The following is a 14,689-nucleotide window of genomic DNA, read 5'->3' on the forward strand; positions in this document are numbered from 1 at the left end:
TTGCCCTTCCCCCGTTTGCGTTGCCGCACCCACTCCGAATTCCGACCATCATGACCGAACCGACCCAAACGCAGCCCGCCGTCACCGCGGACGAAAACCAGATCATCGCGGAGCGCCGCGAGAAGCTGCGCGCCCTGCGCGAGCAAGGCGTCGCCTACCCGAACGATTTCCGGCCCGAGCACCACGCAGCCGACCTGCAGGCGAAATTCGCCGACTCGGACAAGGCCGCGCTCGAAGCGAACCCGGTCGAGGTGTCGGTGGCCGGCCGCATGATGCTCAAGCGCGTGATGGGCAAGGCGAGCTTCGCGACGGTGCAGGACGGGTCGGGCCAGATTCAGTTCTTCGTGACGCCGAACGACGTCGGCGCGGAAACCTACGACGCATTCAAGAAGTGGGACCTCGGCGACATCGTCGCCGCGCGTGGCGTGCTGTTCCGCACCAACAAGGGTGAGCTGTCGGTCCAGTGCAAGGAACTGCGCCTGCTGTCGAAGGCGCTGCGCCCGCTGCCGGACAAGTTCCACGGCCTGTCCGACCAGGAAATGCGCTACCGCCAGCGCTACGTCGACCTGATCGTCACGCCGGAAACGCGCGACACGTTCCGCGCCCGCACGAAGACGATCGCGTCGATCCGCAAGTTCATGGACAACGCCGAGTTCATGGAAGTCGAAACGCCGATGCTGCACCCGATCCCGGGCGGCGCAGCGGCGAAGCCGTTCGTCACGCATCACAATGCGCTCGACATGCAGATGTTCCTGCGCATTGCGCCGGAGCTGTACCTGAAGCGCCTGATCGTCGGCGGCTTCGAACGCGTGTTCGAGATCAACCGTAACTTCCGGAACGAAGGCGTGTCGCCGCGTCACAATCCGGAATTCACGATGATGGAGTTCTACGCCGCGTACACCGACTACCGCTGGCTGATGGACTTCACCGAGCAACTGATCCGCCAGGCGGCAATCGATGCGCTCGGCACCGCGACGATCCAGTATCAAGGCCGCGAGCTCGACCTCGCGAAGCCGTTCCATCGCCTGACGATCACGCAGGCGATCCAGAAGTACGCACCGGACTACACCGACGGCCAGCTGTCGGACGACGCGTTCCTGCGCACCGAACTGAAGCGCTTCGGCGTCGACGTGTCGCAGCCGGCGTTCCTGAACGCGGGTACCGGCGCACTGCAGCTCGCGCTGTTCGAGGAAACGGCCGAAGCGCAGCTGTGGGAGCCGACCTTCATCATCGACTACCCGGTCGAAGTGTCGCCGCTCGCACGCGCATCGGATACGGTGCCGGGCATCACCGAGCGTTTCGAGCTGTTCATGACCGGCCGCGAAATCGCGAACGGCTTCTCGGAGCTGAACGATCCGGAAGACCAGGCCGCACGCTTCAAGAAGCAGGTCGAGCAGAAGGACGCAGGTGACGAGGAAGCGATGTTCTTCGACGCCGACTACATCCGCGCGCTCGAATACGGGATGCCTCCGACCGGCGGCTGCGGGATCGGCATCGACCGCCTCGTGATGCTGCTGACCGACAGCCCGACGATCCGCGACGTGCTGCTGTTCCCGCATCTGCGCCGCGAAGACTGATCGCCGCGCCCGCGTGTGCGCCGCGCCCTGCGGTGCGCACGCGTCAGCTTTGTAACGACGCGTAAATCCCTTCGGCCGGTGTCCACCGGCTCTCGATCCTCCCCTGTTTTATTCCCCCGTCGCGACGACCTTCTCCGGGTTTTCCCTGTCATGGTCGCCAGCGCCCCGCTGCAATTCGTTACACCTTGATACGGCGCGCCGCTTGCCGGTGGACGACACTCCGTTTGCGTCACCACGCATGACCACGGGCCCAGAACGAGGCGCAGGAACGCCAAGTCTGCTCGAGCCCGCAGCGTGGGATCAGGCCCGGCGCCGCAGTGCCGATCCGGATCGACATCGGAGAAAAAAATGGACAACCAGAATCAGACCACGCCGCAAAAGCAACGCCTTCACCCGCTTATCGCCACCGCCGCCGGCGCCGTCATCGTCGCCAGCCTCGCGGCGACGGCTGCGATCACGGGCATCTTCCCGAAGGCCAGCAGCAGCAACGCACAGAACGGCCAGACCCAGGCCGCGCTGATCGCATCGCAGCCGGCCGTCGATACGGCCGCGGCCGCCAGCGCCGCGCTGGCCGCGCAAGCCCAGCAGCAGGCAGCCGAACAGGCCGCCGCGCAGCAGAAGGCGGCCGAACAGAAGGCTGCCATCGCGCAGGCCGAGCCGAAGCCCGCGCCGCGCCCGGCTGCACCGCACCGCCGTCATACGACGGCACCGCAGCCGCCGCAATACGCGCAGCAGCCGTCGGCGCCGGCCCAGACCTACTGCCAGAGCTGCGGCACGATCGTCGCGATCACGCAGACGCGCACGCCCGGCCAGAGCTCGGGGATCGGCGCCGTGGGCGGCGCTGCAGCCGGCGGCCTGCTCGGCAACCAGTTCGGCCACGGTAACGGCCGCACCGCGATGACGATCATCGGCGCGCTGGGCGGCGGTCTCGCCGGCAACCAGGTCGAAAAGCAGGTGCGCGCGGAAACCGACTATCAGGTGCAAGTGCAGATGGAGAGCGGCGCGACGCGCACGTTCACGTACCACAACCCGCCGCCTTTCGGCCAGGGCCAGCGCGTGCGGATCGAGAACGGCACGCTGGTCGGCGCGTGATCGCCTGATCGCATCGGTGCCCCCTGCCCGCATGTCGTGCGCGGGCAAGCGGCCTGAAAACGAAAACGGCTCGTGAGCGATTGCTCACGAGCCGTTTTTTCATGACCGGCCGTCTGCGCCGTTGCGACGCACGCGGTGTTCAGTCTTCGTCGTCGAAATCCGATTCGTCGATCCAGTGGGCCTGGATCGCTTCGAGGATCTTCTCGCCCGAATGCTTGGGATCGTCGTCGAAACCGTCGAGTTCGAGCACCCACTGGCGCAGGTCGACGAAGTTGATCCGCTGCGGGTCGATGTCGGGGTACTTGTCCGCCAGCGCAATGGCTATTTCACGCGAATCGGTCCATTTCATCGCCTGCCTCCGGTTCCTGTCAGTGATTTTCCTTCGCGTGGTTGATCGAGTACTTCGGAATCTCGACCACCAGGTCCGAATCTTCCTTCACGATCGCCTGGCACGACAGGCGCGACGTCGGCTCGAGGCCCCACGCCTTGTCCAGCAGATCGTCCTCGTCCTCCTCGGACGGTGTCAGATCGTTGAAGCCTTCGCGGATCACCACGTGGCACGTCGTGCACGCGCACGACTTCTCGCATGCATGCTCGATCTCGATCCCGTGTTCGAGCAGGTTGTCGCAGATACTCTTGCCGGGCGTCGCGTCGATCACCGCGCCGTCCGGGCACAGTTCGACGTGAGGCAGCACCACCAGTTGAGGCATGTCCGTTCCGTCAGTCAGGGTGCGGCGCCAGGCGCCGCACGGTTCAATATCGCGCGGGCCGTTACCGGCCGATGCGCAGTTCGTGAGTTCAGATCTCGTCGAGCCGGCGGCCCGACAACGCGCGCTTGATGCTCTTGTCCATCCGGCGCGCCGCGAATTCGTCGGTGCCGTCGGCCAGCGCCTTGGTCGCGGTTTCGATCGCGTCCGTGTCGTCGCCCTGCGCGATCGTGCGCAGCGCCGCGGCCAACGCATCGACCTGCGCGCGCTCGTCCGTGTCGAGCAGTTCACCGTCGGCCGCCAGCGCAGCCTGCGTCGCCTCGAGCATCCGCTCGGCCTCGACCTGCGCTTCGCGCAGCGCGCGGGCGCGCATGTCGATTTCGGCAGTCTTGAAACTGTCCTCGAGCATCTTCGCGATGTCGTCGTCGGCGAGACCGTACGACGGCTTCACGACGACCGACGCCTCGACGCCCGAATGCTGCTCACGCGCGAACACCGACAGCAGCCCGTCCGCATCGACCTGGTAGGTCACGCGAATGCGCGCCGCACCGGCCGTCATCGGCGGAATGCCGCGCAGCTCGAAGCGCGCGAGCGAGCGGCAGTCGGCGACGAGCTCGCGCTCGCCCTGCACGACGTGGATCGCCATCGCGGTCTGGCCGTCCTTGAAGGTCGTGAATTCCTGTGCGCGCGCGATCGGAATCGTCGAGTTACGCGGGATGATCTTCTCGACGAGGCCGCCCATCGTCTCGACACCGAGCGACAGCGGAATCACGTCGAGCAGCAACCAGTCGTCGCCGGTGCCGCGATTGCCTGCGAGCAGGTCGGCCTGGATCGCCGCACCGAGCGCGACGACCTGGTCCGGATCGAGGTTCACGAGCGGCGGCTGGTCGAAATACTTCGCGACCGCGTCGCGAATCACGGGCATGCGCGTCGCGCCGCCGACGAGCACGACGCCCTTGATGTCGGCCGGCGTGACCTGCGCGTCGCGCAGTGCCTTGCGGGTCGGCGTGAGCGTACGCTGCACGAGCGGCTCGACGAGCGACGCGAACGTATCGTGCGAGATCGTCTGCACGAGATGCGCACCGCCCGACAGCGTGACGTCGAGCGACGCCTGCGGCGCGGACGACAGCGCTTCCTTCAGCACGCGCACACGGTCGAGCAGCAGGCGCACGTCCTCGGGCGCGAGCGTCTTCGCATCGATGCCGGCCTGCGCGAGCACGTGACCGAACAGCGCGTGGTCGAAATCGTCGCCGCCGAGCGCGGAATCGCCGCCCGCGGCCAGCACTTCGAACACGCCTTTCGTCAGCTTCAGGATCGACAGGTCGAACGTGCCGCCGCCGAGGTCGTACACCGCGTAGAGGCCTTCGGCCCCGTTGTCGAGGCCATAGGCAATCGCCGCGGCGGTCGGTTCGTTCAGCAGGCGCAGCACGTTGAGGCCCGCGAGGCGCGCGGCGTCCTTGGTCGCCTGGCGCTGTGCGTCGTCGAAATACGCGGGCACCGTGATCACCGCGCCGACGAGGTCGTCGCCAAGCGAATCTTCCGCGCGATAACGCAGCGTCGCGAGAATCTCGGCCGACACTTCGACCGGGCTCTTCACGCCGTCGACGGTGCGGATCTGCACCATGCCCGGCGCGTCGACGAATTCGTACGGCGCGTTCGCCGCGCCTTCGACCTCGGCCTTGCCGCGGCCCATGAAGCGCTTGACCGACACGATCGTGTTACGCGGATCGGTCGCGGCCTGCTCCTTCGCTTCGTGGCCGATCCGCCGGCCGCCCTTCTCGAGATAGCGGACCACCGACGGCAGCAGCACACGGCCCGCTTCGTCCGGCAGCACCTCCGGCACGCTGTTACGCACGGCCGCGACGAGCGAGTTCGTCGTGCCGAGATCGATCCCGACGGCGAGTCGCCGCTGATGCGGCGCCGGCGCCATGCCCGGTTCGGAAATTTGCAGTAAAGCCATCTTGGTTCGTTCGGGCGCTCGGCCCGTTTGCTGCGCGTGCCGCGAGGCACGCGGTTAAGTTTCGAGGCGCTCGATCTGCGCGCCCACTTCCGACGCGACCCGTTCGATGAACATCAGCTGGCGCACGGCCTCGGCGGCCGCCTGATCCGCGCCGCTGTCTAGCAGCGTGCCGAGACGCTCCACACGCACGCGCCGCTCTTCGCGCAACTCGGCGAGCAGCGCGTCGAGCGCGTCGACATTGCGGGCGGCCGCGGCATCCTCGATGCCCTCGCGCCACTCCATCTGCTGCATCAGGAACGCGGGCTCCATCGCGGTGTTGTTTTCCGCACCGATGTCGACACCACGCAGGGACAGCAGATACGACGCGCGCTTCAGCGGATCGCGCAGCGTGCGGTACGCCTCGTTCGCGCGGGTTGCCCATTGCATCGCGATGCGTTTCTGCGCATCGCCGGCCGCCGCGAAGCGGTCCGGATGCACCTGCGTCTGCACCGTCCGATAGGCGGCGTCGAGCGCCGTCTCGTCGAGCGCGAATTGCGCCGGCAGGTGAAACAGGTCGAAGTGGCTGTCTTTCAGCGAGACCATCGTCGCGTTCAATTCCGGTTCGTCGCACGGCAAACGCCGCACATTAAAAAGGCGGCCCGTGCCGCCTCTTGCCCGCATCGCGCGGAGATCCGCGTCACACGCGGAACGATTCGCCGCAACCGCACTCGTCCTTCACGTTCGGGTTGTTGAACTTGAACCCTTCGTTCAGGCCTTCGCGGGCGAAGTCGAGCTCGGTGCCGTCGATGTACGCAAGACTCTTCGGATCGACGATCACCTTCACGCCATGGCTCTCGAACACCTGATCCTCGGGAGCCAGCTCGTCGACATACTCGAGCTTGTACGCGAGCCCCGAGCACCCGGTCGTGCGAACGCCAAGCCGCAGGCCCATACCCTTGCCGCGACGGACGAGGTATTTCTGGACGTGCTGTGCTGCTTTTTCGGTCAGTGTAATTGCCATGATGTCCTTGCCGCGGCGCGCCACCGGGGCCCGCCGCGTTTCCTTCTCTAGCCGCTCGATGCCGCTCAGGCTGCTGCCTGATCGCCTTCCTTGGTGTCGTGGCGCTTCTTGTAGTCGGCCACGGCTGCCTTGATCGCGTCTTCCGCGAGGATCGAGCAGTGAATCTTCACCGGCGGCAGCGCGAGTTCTTCGGCGATCTGCGTGTTCTTGATCGACAGTGCTTCGTCGAGCGTCTTGCCCTTCACCCACTCGGTGACGAGCGAGCTCGACGCGATCGCCGAACCGCAACCATACGTCTTGAACTTCGCGTCTTCGATCACGCCGTCCGCGCCGACGCGGATCTGCAGCTTCATCACGTCGCCGCAGGCCGGCGCGCCGACCATACCCGTGCCGACCGTGTCGTCATCCTTCGCGAACGAACCGACGTTGCGCGGGTTTTCGTAGTGATCCAGAACCTTGTTGCTGTAAGACATGACTCAGACTCCTTGACTCGTTACGTCTGCGTGCGCGAATCCGCCCGCGGGTATGTTCAATCCGGCGCTCAGTGTGCGGCCCATTCGATCGTCGACAGATCGATGCCTTCCTGGTGCATTTCCCAGAGCGGCGACAGTTCGCGCAGTTTCGCGATCTTGCTGTTCAGCAGGTTGATCACGAAGTCGACTTCCTGCTCCGTCGTGAAGCGGCCGACCGTGAAGCGGATCGAGCTGTGCGCCAGCTCGTCGTTGCGGCCGAGCGCACGCAGCACGTACGACGGCTCCAGCGACGCCGACGTGCACGCGGAGCCCGACGACACCGCGACGTCCTTGATCGCCATGATCAGCGACTCGCCTTCGACGAAGTTGAAACTGATGTTGAGGTTGTGCGGGACACGGCGTTCCATGTCGCCGTTCACGTACGTTTCCTCGATCTGCGACAGGCCGCGCAGCAGCTTGTCTCGCAGCATGCGGACGCGCTCGTTTTCCGTCGCCATTTCTTCACGTGCGATGCGGAACGCTTCGCCCATGCCGACGATCTGGTGCGTCGGCAGCGTGCCCGAACGCATCCCGCGCTCGTGGCCGCCGCCGTGCATCTGCGCTTCGATGCGCACACGCGGCTTGCGGCGCACGTACAGCGCGCCGATGCCCTTCGGGCCGTACGTCTTGTGTGCCGAGAACGACATCAGGTCGACCTTCAGCTTCGCCAGATCGATCCCGACCTTGCCGGTCGACTGTGCGGCGTCGACGTGGAACACGATGCCCTTCTCGCGGCAGATTTCGCCGATCGTCTCGATGTCCTGGATTACGCCGATCTCGTTGTTCACGTGCATCACCGACACGAGGATCGTGTCCGGACGCAGCGCGGCCTTGAACACGTCGAGGTCGATCAGGCCGTCATCCTTGACGTCGAGGTAGGTGACTTCGAAGCCGTCGCGCTCGAGCTCGCGGCACGTGTCGAGCACGGCCTTGTGCTCGGTCTTCACCGTGACGATGTGCTTGCCCTTGCCCTTGTAGAAGTTCGCGGCACCCTTGATCGCGAGGTTGTCCGACTCCGTTGCGCCGGACGTCCAGATGATCTCGCGCGGATCCGCGTTCACGAGCGCGGCCACCTGTTCGCGCGCTTCCTCGACCGCACGCTCGGCATCCCAGCCGTACGCGTGGCTGCGCGATGCCGGGTTGCCGAACTGCTCGCGCAGGTACGGCACCATCTTGTCGACCACACGCGGGTCGACCGGTGTCGTCGCGCTGTAATCCATGTAGATGGGCAGGTGGAGAGTCTCTTGGGTCATCTGTCGCTCCGGGAATTCTGTGCAGGGACTATGTGCGTTATGGGGTATGGCGGGCGCCTTCGCGCTCACGAACTCGCGATGTTGAACACCGAATTGGGACCGAGCGGCATCGTGCGCACCGGTTCGGCCGGTGCAGCGACGGGCTCCGGCGTGCGGCGATCGCGCAACACCGCAGGGGCGCCCTCGCGTGCGCGCTGCTGATCGACGAGATCCTGCAGCGACACGGAGTCGAGGTATTCGACCATCTTCTGGTTCAGCGTCGACCACAGCTCGTGCGTCATGCAATGGCCGTCGGGCTGCTTCGAGCCGTCGCACGTGCCTTTGCCGCCGCACTGCGTGGCGTCGAGCGGTTCATCGACCGCGATGATGATGTCGGCAACGGTGACGTCCTGCGCGCGACGCGCGAGGTTGTAGCCGCCGCCCGGGCCGCGCACGGATTCGACGATTTCATGCCTGCGCAGCTTGCCGAACAGCTGTTCGAGATACGAGAGCGAAATCCGCTGGCGCTGGCTGATGCCTGCAAGCGTCACCGGGCCCTGCTCCTGGCGCAGTGCCAAGTCAATCATCGCCGTGACGGCGAAACGGCCTTTGGTGGTGAGTCTCATGGTGTCTAGGGGACTGCAATCTTGACGATTTTGGTCAAGTATAAATATTTGACGTTTTTAGTCAAGTATCCATGTCTTTGAAAGGGTATTCGCAGACCGCTGAATACCGCGCGATCAGCGCTCCGTGCGAGCCCGGAGCGTCTCGAGCAGGCCCGCGCACGCGCGCTCGACCTGGTCGAGCACCTGCTCGAAACCCTGCGCGCCGCCGAAATACGGATCGGCCACTTCGGTTTCAGTCGAATCCGGCGCGAATTCCATCAGCAGGCGCACCTTGTCCAGATGCTGCGGCGGACAGCGGCGGCGCAGTTCCGCGAGATTCGCGTCGTCCATCGCGAGCAGCAGGTCGAAGCGCTCGAAATCCGCCGCGCTCACCTGTCGTGCGCGCAGCGCCGACAGGTCGTAGCCGCGGCCGCGAGCGGCCGCCTGCGCACGCGTATCGGGCGGCTCGCCGACATGCCAGTCGCCGGTGCCGGCCGAATCGATCGCGATCCGGTCCGCCAGCGCGGCCGCATCGACCTGATGACGCATCACGCCTTCCGCGGTGGGCGAACGGCAGATGTTGCCGAGACAGACGAAACAGATCGAAACGCGGGTCATCGCACTATCGGAAAGCCGCGGCGAACCGCGCGGGAGAAGAACACGCCATTATACAAAGGCGACCGGAATCGCGCCGTCCGGCAAAGCGACGGCGCCGTGCATTACAGCGCCTTCGGCGCGACGAGCGCGACGTCGCCGGATGCCGCCGGCAGCGGCTTCGCCGCGTCGTCGACCAGCCCGAACGACACCGCACGCGCCAGTTCGGCAGATGCCTGGTGAACTGCGAGCGGGCCACGCGACGGCGCATCGGCCATCGCGTGCAGATAGGCAGCCGCAGCCAGCGGAACGACGATTGCCAGCGGCCAGTACATCGATATTGTCTTTTTCATGATGCGGACCTCCTTGACCTCGTACCCCGAAACCCAATTCCGGGGACTACAGACGAGATTCTATAGACCGCACCTATCGAGATAAATATCCAAATAGCGAACGCAGTGTTGTCGCCGGATGAACAGTCGTCAGCCGAGGTGGCTTTGCGACGCCGCGTACAGTTCGCGGAACGTGCGCCCGGTCGGGGTCGGCATGTCGCGCGTGTCCATCCAGCCGCCCATCATCGGCAGGCGTCGCAGCGTGCCGCCGGCGCCCAGCCGCTCGAGGATGCGCACCGCGAGCTTCGTCGTCAGCGCGTACAGCATCGGCCGCCGCGCGACGAAACCCCATGCAGCGAGCGCCGCCCGCTCGCGCCACGGCCGCAGGTGCCGCTCGACCTGCTTCTCGCGCAGCGTGCGCAACAGGTGCGACAACGGAATCCCGGCCGGGCAGACGCTGTCGCATTCCCCGCAAAGCGTCGCGGCCTGCGGCAGATCCAGCGCGCGATCGAGCCCGACGTAACTCGGCGTCAGCACGGAACCCATCGGCCCCGGGTAGACCCAGCCGTACGCATGGCCGCCGACCTTCTGGTAAACCGGGCAATGGTTCATGCATGCGCCGCAGCGGATGCAACGCAGCATCTCCTGGAACTCGCCGCCGATCAGCCCCGTGCGGCCGCCGTCAACAAGCACCACGTAGTTGTGCTCGGGGCCGTCCTCGTCGTCCGGCCCGCGCGGCCCGGTCAGCAGCGAGAAATAGTTCGACGTCTTCTGCCCCGTCGCGGAACGCGGCAGCAGGCGCATCGCGGTCGCGAGGTCCTCGAGGGTCGGCAGCACCTTCTCGATGCCCGTCACCGCCACATGCACGCGCGGCATCACCGTGCACATCCCCTCGTTCCCTTCGTTCGTCACGATCGCGACCGACCCGGTCTCGGCGATCACGAAGTTGCCGCCGGTCACGCCCATGTCGGCCGACATGAAATGCGGGCGCAGCACCTCGCGCGCCTCCCGCGTCATGTCCGGAATCTCGGTGAGCCGCTCGCGGTGGTGCGTGCGCGCGAACAGGTCGGCGATCTCGTCCTTGTCCTTGTGGACGACGGGCGCGATGATGTGGCTCGGCGGCTCGTTGTCGTTGATCTGCAGGATGTATTCGCCGAGGTCCGTCTCGATCGATTGCACGCCCATTTCCGCGAGCACCGCGTTCAGGCGCATTTCCTCCGACACCATCGACTTGGTCTTGATGACCTTCTTCACGTCGTGACGGCGCGCGATGTCGGCCACGAGCCGCGCGGCGTCCGCCGTCGTCTCGGCGAACAGCACGGTCGTGCCGCGCCGCGTCGCCTCCTGCTCGAAGGCCTCGAGCCAGACGTCGAGGTTCTCCAGCGCGCGGTTGCGGCGCGCCTTCAGCGCGGCCCGCGTGGCCGGGAAGTCGATCGCGGTCATCGCGTCGGCACGCGCGGACACGAACTTCGTCGACAGCTTCTTCAGGTTCTGCTGCAGGCGCTGGTCGGCCAGCTTCTGGCCGGCGCGCGCCTTGAAATGCATCGATTGGACTTGCATCGCGGTATCGGGGAAAAGTGAGCGGAACCGGGCGTCAGACGTCGCCCGCCAGCACCTGCGCGACGTGCAGCACGCGCGTGTCGCGGTCGCCGGTGCGGCGCAACCGCCCTTCGATGTTCAGCATGCAGCCGAGATCGCCGAGCACGACGGCGCCCGCACCCGACGCGCGCACGTTCGCGCACTTCTCGTCCGCGATGGCCGCCGAGATGTCGCCGTACTTCACCGCAAACGTGCCGCCGAAGCCGCAGCAGTGCTCGCAGTCCTTCATCTCGGTAACCGCGATGCCGCGCTGCGCGAGCAGCGCGCGCGGCTGCGCCTTCACGCCGAGTTCGCGCAGGCCCGAGCACGAATCGTGATAGGTGACGGGCCCCGTGAATTCACCCGGCGCGAGCGAGACCTTCGCGACATTCGCCAGGAAATCGGTCAGTTCGTAGACCTTCTGCTGGAACCGCGTGTAGCGCCCCATCAGCTCGGGGTCGTCGCGGAACAGGTCGCCGTAGTGCGCGCGGATCATCCCGCCGCACGAACCCGACGGCGCGACGACGTAATCGAACTGCTCGAACTCGCGCAGCGTCTTTTCCGCGAGATCGCGGGCGAGCGCGCGGTCGCCCGAGTTGTAGGCCGGCTGGCCGCAGCAAGTCTGCGCGGGCGGCACGATCACCTCGTAGCCGGCGTCGCGAATCAGCTTGAGCGCCGAAAAACCGATTTCCGGACGCATCAGATCGACCAGGCAGGTCACGAACAAACCGACTCGCATACGCGCTCCTTCGAGAAAACGGCTCTCATTATCCGCCGTTTGGCCGGCGAGACCAACGCCGGCTCGCGCGCAAGCCCGCACTGCGCGAAACGAGGACTTCCTCGAACGGCGTTCGCTTTTTTCACGATACGAGATACAATCGTTGCAACACCGCTTGCCGCGTCAACCGATTTCTCCCCCGACATGAGCCAACCCACCCCGGATTCCAAAACGTCGATCCAGGTGATCGAACGCATGATGCGGTTGCTGGACGCGCTCGCCGCGCACAGTGACCCCGTGAGCCTGAAGGAACTTGCGCAGCGCACGGAGCTGCACCCGTCCACGGCGCACCGCATCCTCAACGACATGGTGACCTGCCGCCTCGTCGACCGCTCCGATCCCGGCACGTATCGCCTCGGCATGCGGCTGCTGGAGCTCGGCAACCTCGTGAAGGCACGCCTGTCGGTACGCGACGCGGCGCTGATGCCGATGCGCGAGCTGCACCGCCTCACCGGGCAGACCGTGAACCTGTCGGTGCGCCAGGGCGACGAGATCGTCTACATCGAGCGCGCGTATTCGGAGCGCTCAGGGATGCAGGTCGTCCGTGCGATCGGTGGCCGCGCGCCGCTGCACCTCACGTCGGTCGGCAAGCTGTTCCTTGCAGCCGACGAAACGTCGCGCGTGCGCGCCTATGCGACGCGCACGGGGCTGTCCGGCCATACGCAGAACAGCATCACCGACATCGCGAAGCTCGAGCGCGAGCTGACGATCGTCCGCCAGCAATCGTGCGCACGCGACAACGAGGAACTGGAGCTCGGCGTGCGCTGCATCGCGGCCGGCATCTACGACGATTCGGGCAAGCTCGTCGCGGGCCTGTCGCTGTCGGCGCCGGCCGATCGTCTCCAGGATGCGTGGCTCGGCCAGTTGAGCCGTACTGCCCTCACCATTTCGGAATCGCTCGGCTACCGGCCGGCGCCCACGAAGGATGCGGACGGGCTGCAGCGGCAGGCGTAAGCCGCTCCGCGCGCCCGCAGTAAAAAAGCCCCGCGATTGCGGGGCTTTTTTTCGGCCATCGGCGCGGCGGCGAACCGTCACGCCGCCGTGCGATCAGGTCCCGCCGTTCGGCGTGTTGGCCGCCGTCAGGCGCTCGCCGCCGCCGGCGTCGAGCCAGTTGCGCAGGCGTGCCGCGTCGGCGAATCGCGAATACTTGCCGAACGAATCGAGCAGCACCATCACCATCGGCCGGCCGTGGATCGTCGCCTGCATCACGAGGCATTCGCCCGCTTCGTTGATGAAGCCCGTCTTCTGCAGACCGATGTCCCACGAGCCGTTGCCGCGGATCAGCGCGTTCGTGCTGTTGTAGGCGAGATTGCGCTTGCCCGTGTACACCTCGTAGCTGCGATCGGTCGAGAACTGACGGATCATCGGGTACTGGTACGCCGCATTGACCATCTTCACCAGATCGCGCGCGCTCGACACGTTCGAGCTCGACAGGCCGGTCGAATTCTCGAAATGGGTATCGGTCATGCCGAGCGACTTCGCCTTCGCGTTCATCGCGGCGATGAACGCCGGACGACCGCCCGGGTAATAACGCGACAACGCGGCGGCCGCGCGGTTTTCCGACGCCATCAGCGCGATGTGCAGCATGTCTTCACGCGACAGCACCGAGCCGACCGACAGGCGCGAGCCCGTGCCCTTCTCGTAGTCGCGGTCTTCGTCGGTGACTTCGATCTGGTCGGCCATCGGCGCCTTCGAGTCGAGCACGACCATCGCCGTCATCAGCTTCGAGATCGACGCGATCGGCACGACGGCGTGCGAATTCTTGTCGAACAGCGGCTCGCCGGTGTTCTGGTCGACGACGTACGCGACGCTCGAACGCAGCGCGAGTGCGTCCGGCGTATCGTGCAGGCCGAACGCCTGGCCGACGCTCTGCCGGCGCGGCTGGAACGCGACCTTGCGAACCGCGCCGTGATGGCCGGCACGCACGCTGTTCGCCGCGAGCGTCACGCGCTTGCGCGACGCCTTTGCGCGCGGCGCATCGGCCGCGGCGACCTTGGCGGATTTGTCGGAGGTGGCCTTGGCCGACTTCTTCTTCGCGGACGAAGCAGGAGCGACAGCCTTTTTCTTGGCGGCTTGTTGGGTCTTCGCAGTGGCGGCAAAGGCGTCAGCGGGCGTGACGGACGCGGTGGTCGCCAGCAAGGCGACAGCGACCGACACAGCCGTGCCGAGCGTCATGCTCTGCAACAATCTGCGCGGTGAAAACGATTCGGCTTTCATTGGGGTCTGGACAAAGCGGGCGGGAGGTTTCCGCAAGTGTAGTTAAAGCTGAAAAAAAGAGCAATATTAGGCACTTACCGATCGTCGTTAAACCGGAATGTAAGGGTTGGCCAACCTCTGACCAATGAACCCTCCCGCTCCCATCGAAAAAATTCATGGGATGCGCTGCCCGACAGTACCCGTCTCCCGATTACACACGGTTAATTGAGATAACGTCACTTCGGAGGCGATTTAAAGCGGGGAAACTACGTATCCGGCGCTCGGGGTGCCTTGGGAGCCGGTCTCGGCCGTGGCGGCGGCACGTCGCCACGGTACGCGCATCGAAACGGCGCGTTTTCGACAGGAACAGAAGGATAACGTTCCATGACCCTGTCAGGTTTACCTGTGCATGATCATGGTGCGCCGCGTGCGCCCCGCGCCCGTGCGCACCATCTGGGAGACGCGCATGAAACCGATTCCGAACGGGCACGATAACTTGTTGTTTTATCGATAATTTGTCGCGATT

At 65.7% G+C, this 14,689-nt stretch carries 16 protein-coding genes; 3 read left to right on the plus strand and 13 right to left on the minus strand.

What is annotated here, in order from left to right:
* The first annotated feature begins 50 nt into the window (after positions 1 to 50).
* Both lysS and VK92_RS21815 read left to right on the plus strand, forming a co-directional pair.
* Entirely contained in the window at positions 51 to 1,577 is a 1,527-nt protein-coding gene (lysS, locus tag VK92_RS21810; protein WP_021157678.1) for a lysine--tRNA ligase, read from the plus strand.
* A gap of 348 nt (positions 1,578 to 1,925) precedes the next feature.
* The gene (locus VK92_RS21815; RefSeq protein WP_048024073.1) at positions 1,926 to 2,669 is read left to right on the plus strand and encodes a glycine zipper 2TM domain-containing protein; all 744 of its coding nucleotides are present in this window, start codon (positions 1,926 to 1,928) and stop codon (positions 2,667 to 2,669) included.
* Positions 2,670 to 2,808: 139 nt separating this feature from the next.
* Here VK92_RS21815 and iscX read toward each other — a convergent pair whose 3' ends face one another.
* From iscX to VK92_RS21875, 12 genes are all read right to left on the minus strand, one after another.
* On the minus strand, positions 2,809 to 3,018 hold the full coding sequence (gene iscX / locus VK92_RS21820) for a Fe-S cluster assembly protein IscX (protein ID WP_048024074.1): 210 nt from the start codon (positions 3,016 to 3,018) through the stop codon (positions 2,809 to 2,811).
* A 19-nt stretch (positions 3,019 to 3,037) separates the two neighbouring features.
* A complete protein-coding gene (gene fdx, locus VK92_RS21825; protein ID WP_011352558.1) occupies positions 3,038 to 3,379 on the minus strand; it encodes an ISC system 2Fe-2S type ferredoxin in 342 nt (113 codons plus the stop codon).
* Between the two features lie 88 nt (positions 3,380 to 3,467).
* Positions 3,468 to 5,336, minus strand: coding sequence for a Fe-S protein assembly chaperone HscA (gene hscA / locus VK92_RS21830; RefSeq protein ID WP_048024075.1), 1,869 nt, complete (start codon positions 5,334 to 5,336; stop codon positions 3,468 to 3,470).
* A gap of 54 nt (positions 5,337 to 5,390) precedes the next feature.
* Positions 5,391 to 5,918 (minus strand): Fe-S protein assembly co-chaperone HscB, encoded by a 528-nt coding sequence (gene hscB / locus VK92_RS21835; protein ID WP_042973645.1) that lies wholly within the window; start codon positions 5,916 to 5,918, stop codon positions 5,391 to 5,393.
* A 94-nt stretch (positions 5,919 to 6,012) separates the two neighbouring features.
* A complete protein-coding gene (iscA, locus tag VK92_RS21840) occupies positions 6,013 to 6,336 on the minus strand; it encodes an iron-sulfur cluster assembly protein IscA (RefSeq protein WP_012492710.1) in 324 nt (107 codons plus the stop codon).
* A gap of 65 nt (positions 6,337 to 6,401) precedes the next feature.
* Entirely contained in the window at positions 6,402 to 6,809 is a 408-nt protein-coding gene (gene iscU, locus VK92_RS21845; protein WP_006481982.1) for a Fe-S cluster assembly scaffold IscU, read from the minus strand.
* A gap of 68 nt (positions 6,810 to 6,877) precedes the next feature.
* Positions 6,878 to 8,101, minus strand: a complete 1,224-nt coding sequence (locus VK92_RS21850; RefSeq protein ID WP_021157672.1) for an IscS subfamily cysteine desulfurase — start codon at positions 8,099 to 8,101, stop codon at positions 6,878 to 6,880.
* Between the two features lie 65 nt (positions 8,102 to 8,166).
* Positions 8,167 to 8,706, minus strand: a complete 540-nt coding sequence (iscR, locus tag VK92_RS21855) for a Fe-S cluster assembly transcriptional regulator IscR (RefSeq protein WP_009691731.1) — start codon at positions 8,704 to 8,706, stop codon at positions 8,167 to 8,169.
* 114 nt (positions 8,707 to 8,820) lie between these two features.
* On the minus strand, positions 8,821 to 9,303 hold the full coding sequence (locus VK92_RS21860) for a low molecular weight protein-tyrosine-phosphatase (RefSeq protein ID WP_048024076.1): 483 nt from the start codon (positions 9,301 to 9,303) through the stop codon (positions 8,821 to 8,823).
* A gap of 101 nt (positions 9,304 to 9,404) precedes the next feature.
* Positions 9,405 to 9,632, minus strand: a complete 228-nt coding sequence (locus tag VK92_RS21865) for a hypothetical protein (RefSeq protein ID WP_027786967.1) — start codon at positions 9,630 to 9,632, stop codon at positions 9,405 to 9,407.
* A 129-nt stretch (positions 9,633 to 9,761) separates the two neighbouring features.
* A complete protein-coding gene (locus VK92_RS21870) occupies positions 9,762 to 11,171 on the minus strand; it encodes a lactate utilization protein B (RefSeq protein ID WP_021157668.1) in 1,410 nt (469 codons plus the stop codon).
* 34 nt (positions 11,172 to 11,205) lie between these two features.
* Positions 11,206 to 11,928, minus strand: coding sequence for a (Fe-S)-binding protein (locus VK92_RS21875; RefSeq protein ID WP_021157667.1), 723 nt, complete (start codon positions 11,926 to 11,928; stop codon positions 11,206 to 11,208).
* 183 nt (positions 11,929 to 12,111) lie between these two features.
* Between VK92_RS21875 and VK92_RS21880 the strand changes: the two genes are divergently transcribed.
* The gene (locus VK92_RS21880; RefSeq protein ID WP_027786965.1) at positions 12,112 to 12,921 is read left to right on the plus strand and encodes an IclR family transcriptional regulator; all 810 of its coding nucleotides are present in this window, start codon (positions 12,112 to 12,114) and stop codon (positions 12,919 to 12,921) included.
* 93 nt (positions 12,922 to 13,014) lie between these two features.
* Here the strand turns inward: VK92_RS21880 and pbpG are convergent, their stop codons facing one another.
* On the minus strand, positions 13,015 to 14,184 hold the full coding sequence (pbpG, locus tag VK92_RS21885; RefSeq protein ID WP_021157665.1) for a D-alanyl-D-alanine endopeptidase: 1,170 nt from the start codon (positions 14,182 to 14,184) through the stop codon (positions 13,015 to 13,017).
* Positions 14,185 to 14,689: the final 505 nt, after the last annotated feature.

Source organism: Burkholderia sp. LK4 (assembly GCF_001043615.1).
Classification (GTDB): Bacteria; Pseudomonadota; Gammaproteobacteria; order Burkholderiales; family Burkholderiaceae; genus Burkholderia; species Burkholderia cepacia.

Coding starts and splice junctions, on each gene's coding strand:
- VK92_RS21815 (WP_048024073.1), top strand. CDS start 1,926: ATGGACAACCAGAATCAGACCACGCCGCAAAAGCAACGCCTTCACCCG.
- hscA (WP_048024075.1), bottom strand. CDS start 5,336: ATGGCTTTACTGCAAATTTCCGAACCGGGCATGGCGCCGGCGCCGCAT.
- iscX (WP_048024074.1), bottom strand. CDS start 3,018: ATGAAATGGACCGATTCGCGTGAAATAGCCATTGCGCTGGCGGACAAG.
- pbpG (WP_021157665.1), bottom strand. CDS start 14,184: ATGAAAGCCGAATCGTTTTCACCGCGCAGATTGTTGCAGAGCATGACG.
- fdx (WP_011352558.1), bottom strand. CDS start 3,379: ATGCCTCAACTGGTGGTGCTGCCTCACGTCGAACTGTGCCCGGACGGC.
- hscB (WP_042973645.1), bottom strand. CDS start 5,918: ATGGTCTCGCTGAAAGACAGCCACTTCGACCTGTTTCACCTGCCGGCG.
- VK92_RS21850 (WP_021157672.1), bottom strand. CDS start 8,101: ATGACCCAAGAGACTCTCCACCTGCCCATCTACATGGATTACAGCGCG.
- VK92_RS21865 (WP_027786967.1), bottom strand. CDS start 9,632: ATGAAAAAGACAATATCGATGTACTGGCCGCTGGCAATCGTCGTTCCG.
- iscA (WP_012492710.1), bottom strand. CDS start 6,336: ATGGCAATTACACTGACCGAAAAAGCAGCACAGCACGTCCAGAAATAC.
- iscR (WP_009691731.1), bottom strand. CDS start 8,706: ATGAGACTCACCACCAAAGGCCGTTTCGCCGTCACGGCGATGATTGAC.
- VK92_RS21875 (WP_021157667.1), bottom strand. CDS start 11,928: ATGCGAGTCGGTTTGTTCGTGACCTGCCTGGTCGATCTGATGCGTCCG.
- VK92_RS21880 (WP_027786965.1), top strand. CDS start 12,112: ATGAGCCAACCCACCCCGGATTCCAAAACGTCGATCCAGGTGATCGAA.
- VK92_RS21860 (WP_048024076.1), bottom strand. CDS start 9,303: ATGACCCGCGTTTCGATCTGTTTCGTCTGTCTCGGCAACATCTGCCGT.
- lysS (WP_021157678.1), top strand. CDS start 51: ATGACCGAACCGACCCAAACGCAGCCCGCCGTCACCGCGGACGAAAAC.
- VK92_RS21870 (WP_021157668.1), bottom strand. CDS start 11,171: ATGCAAGTCCAATCGATGCATTTCAAGGCGCGCGCCGGCCAGAAGCTG.
- iscU (WP_006481982.1), bottom strand. CDS start 6,809: ATGTCTTACAGCAACAAGGTTCTGGATCACTACGAAAACCCGCGCAAC.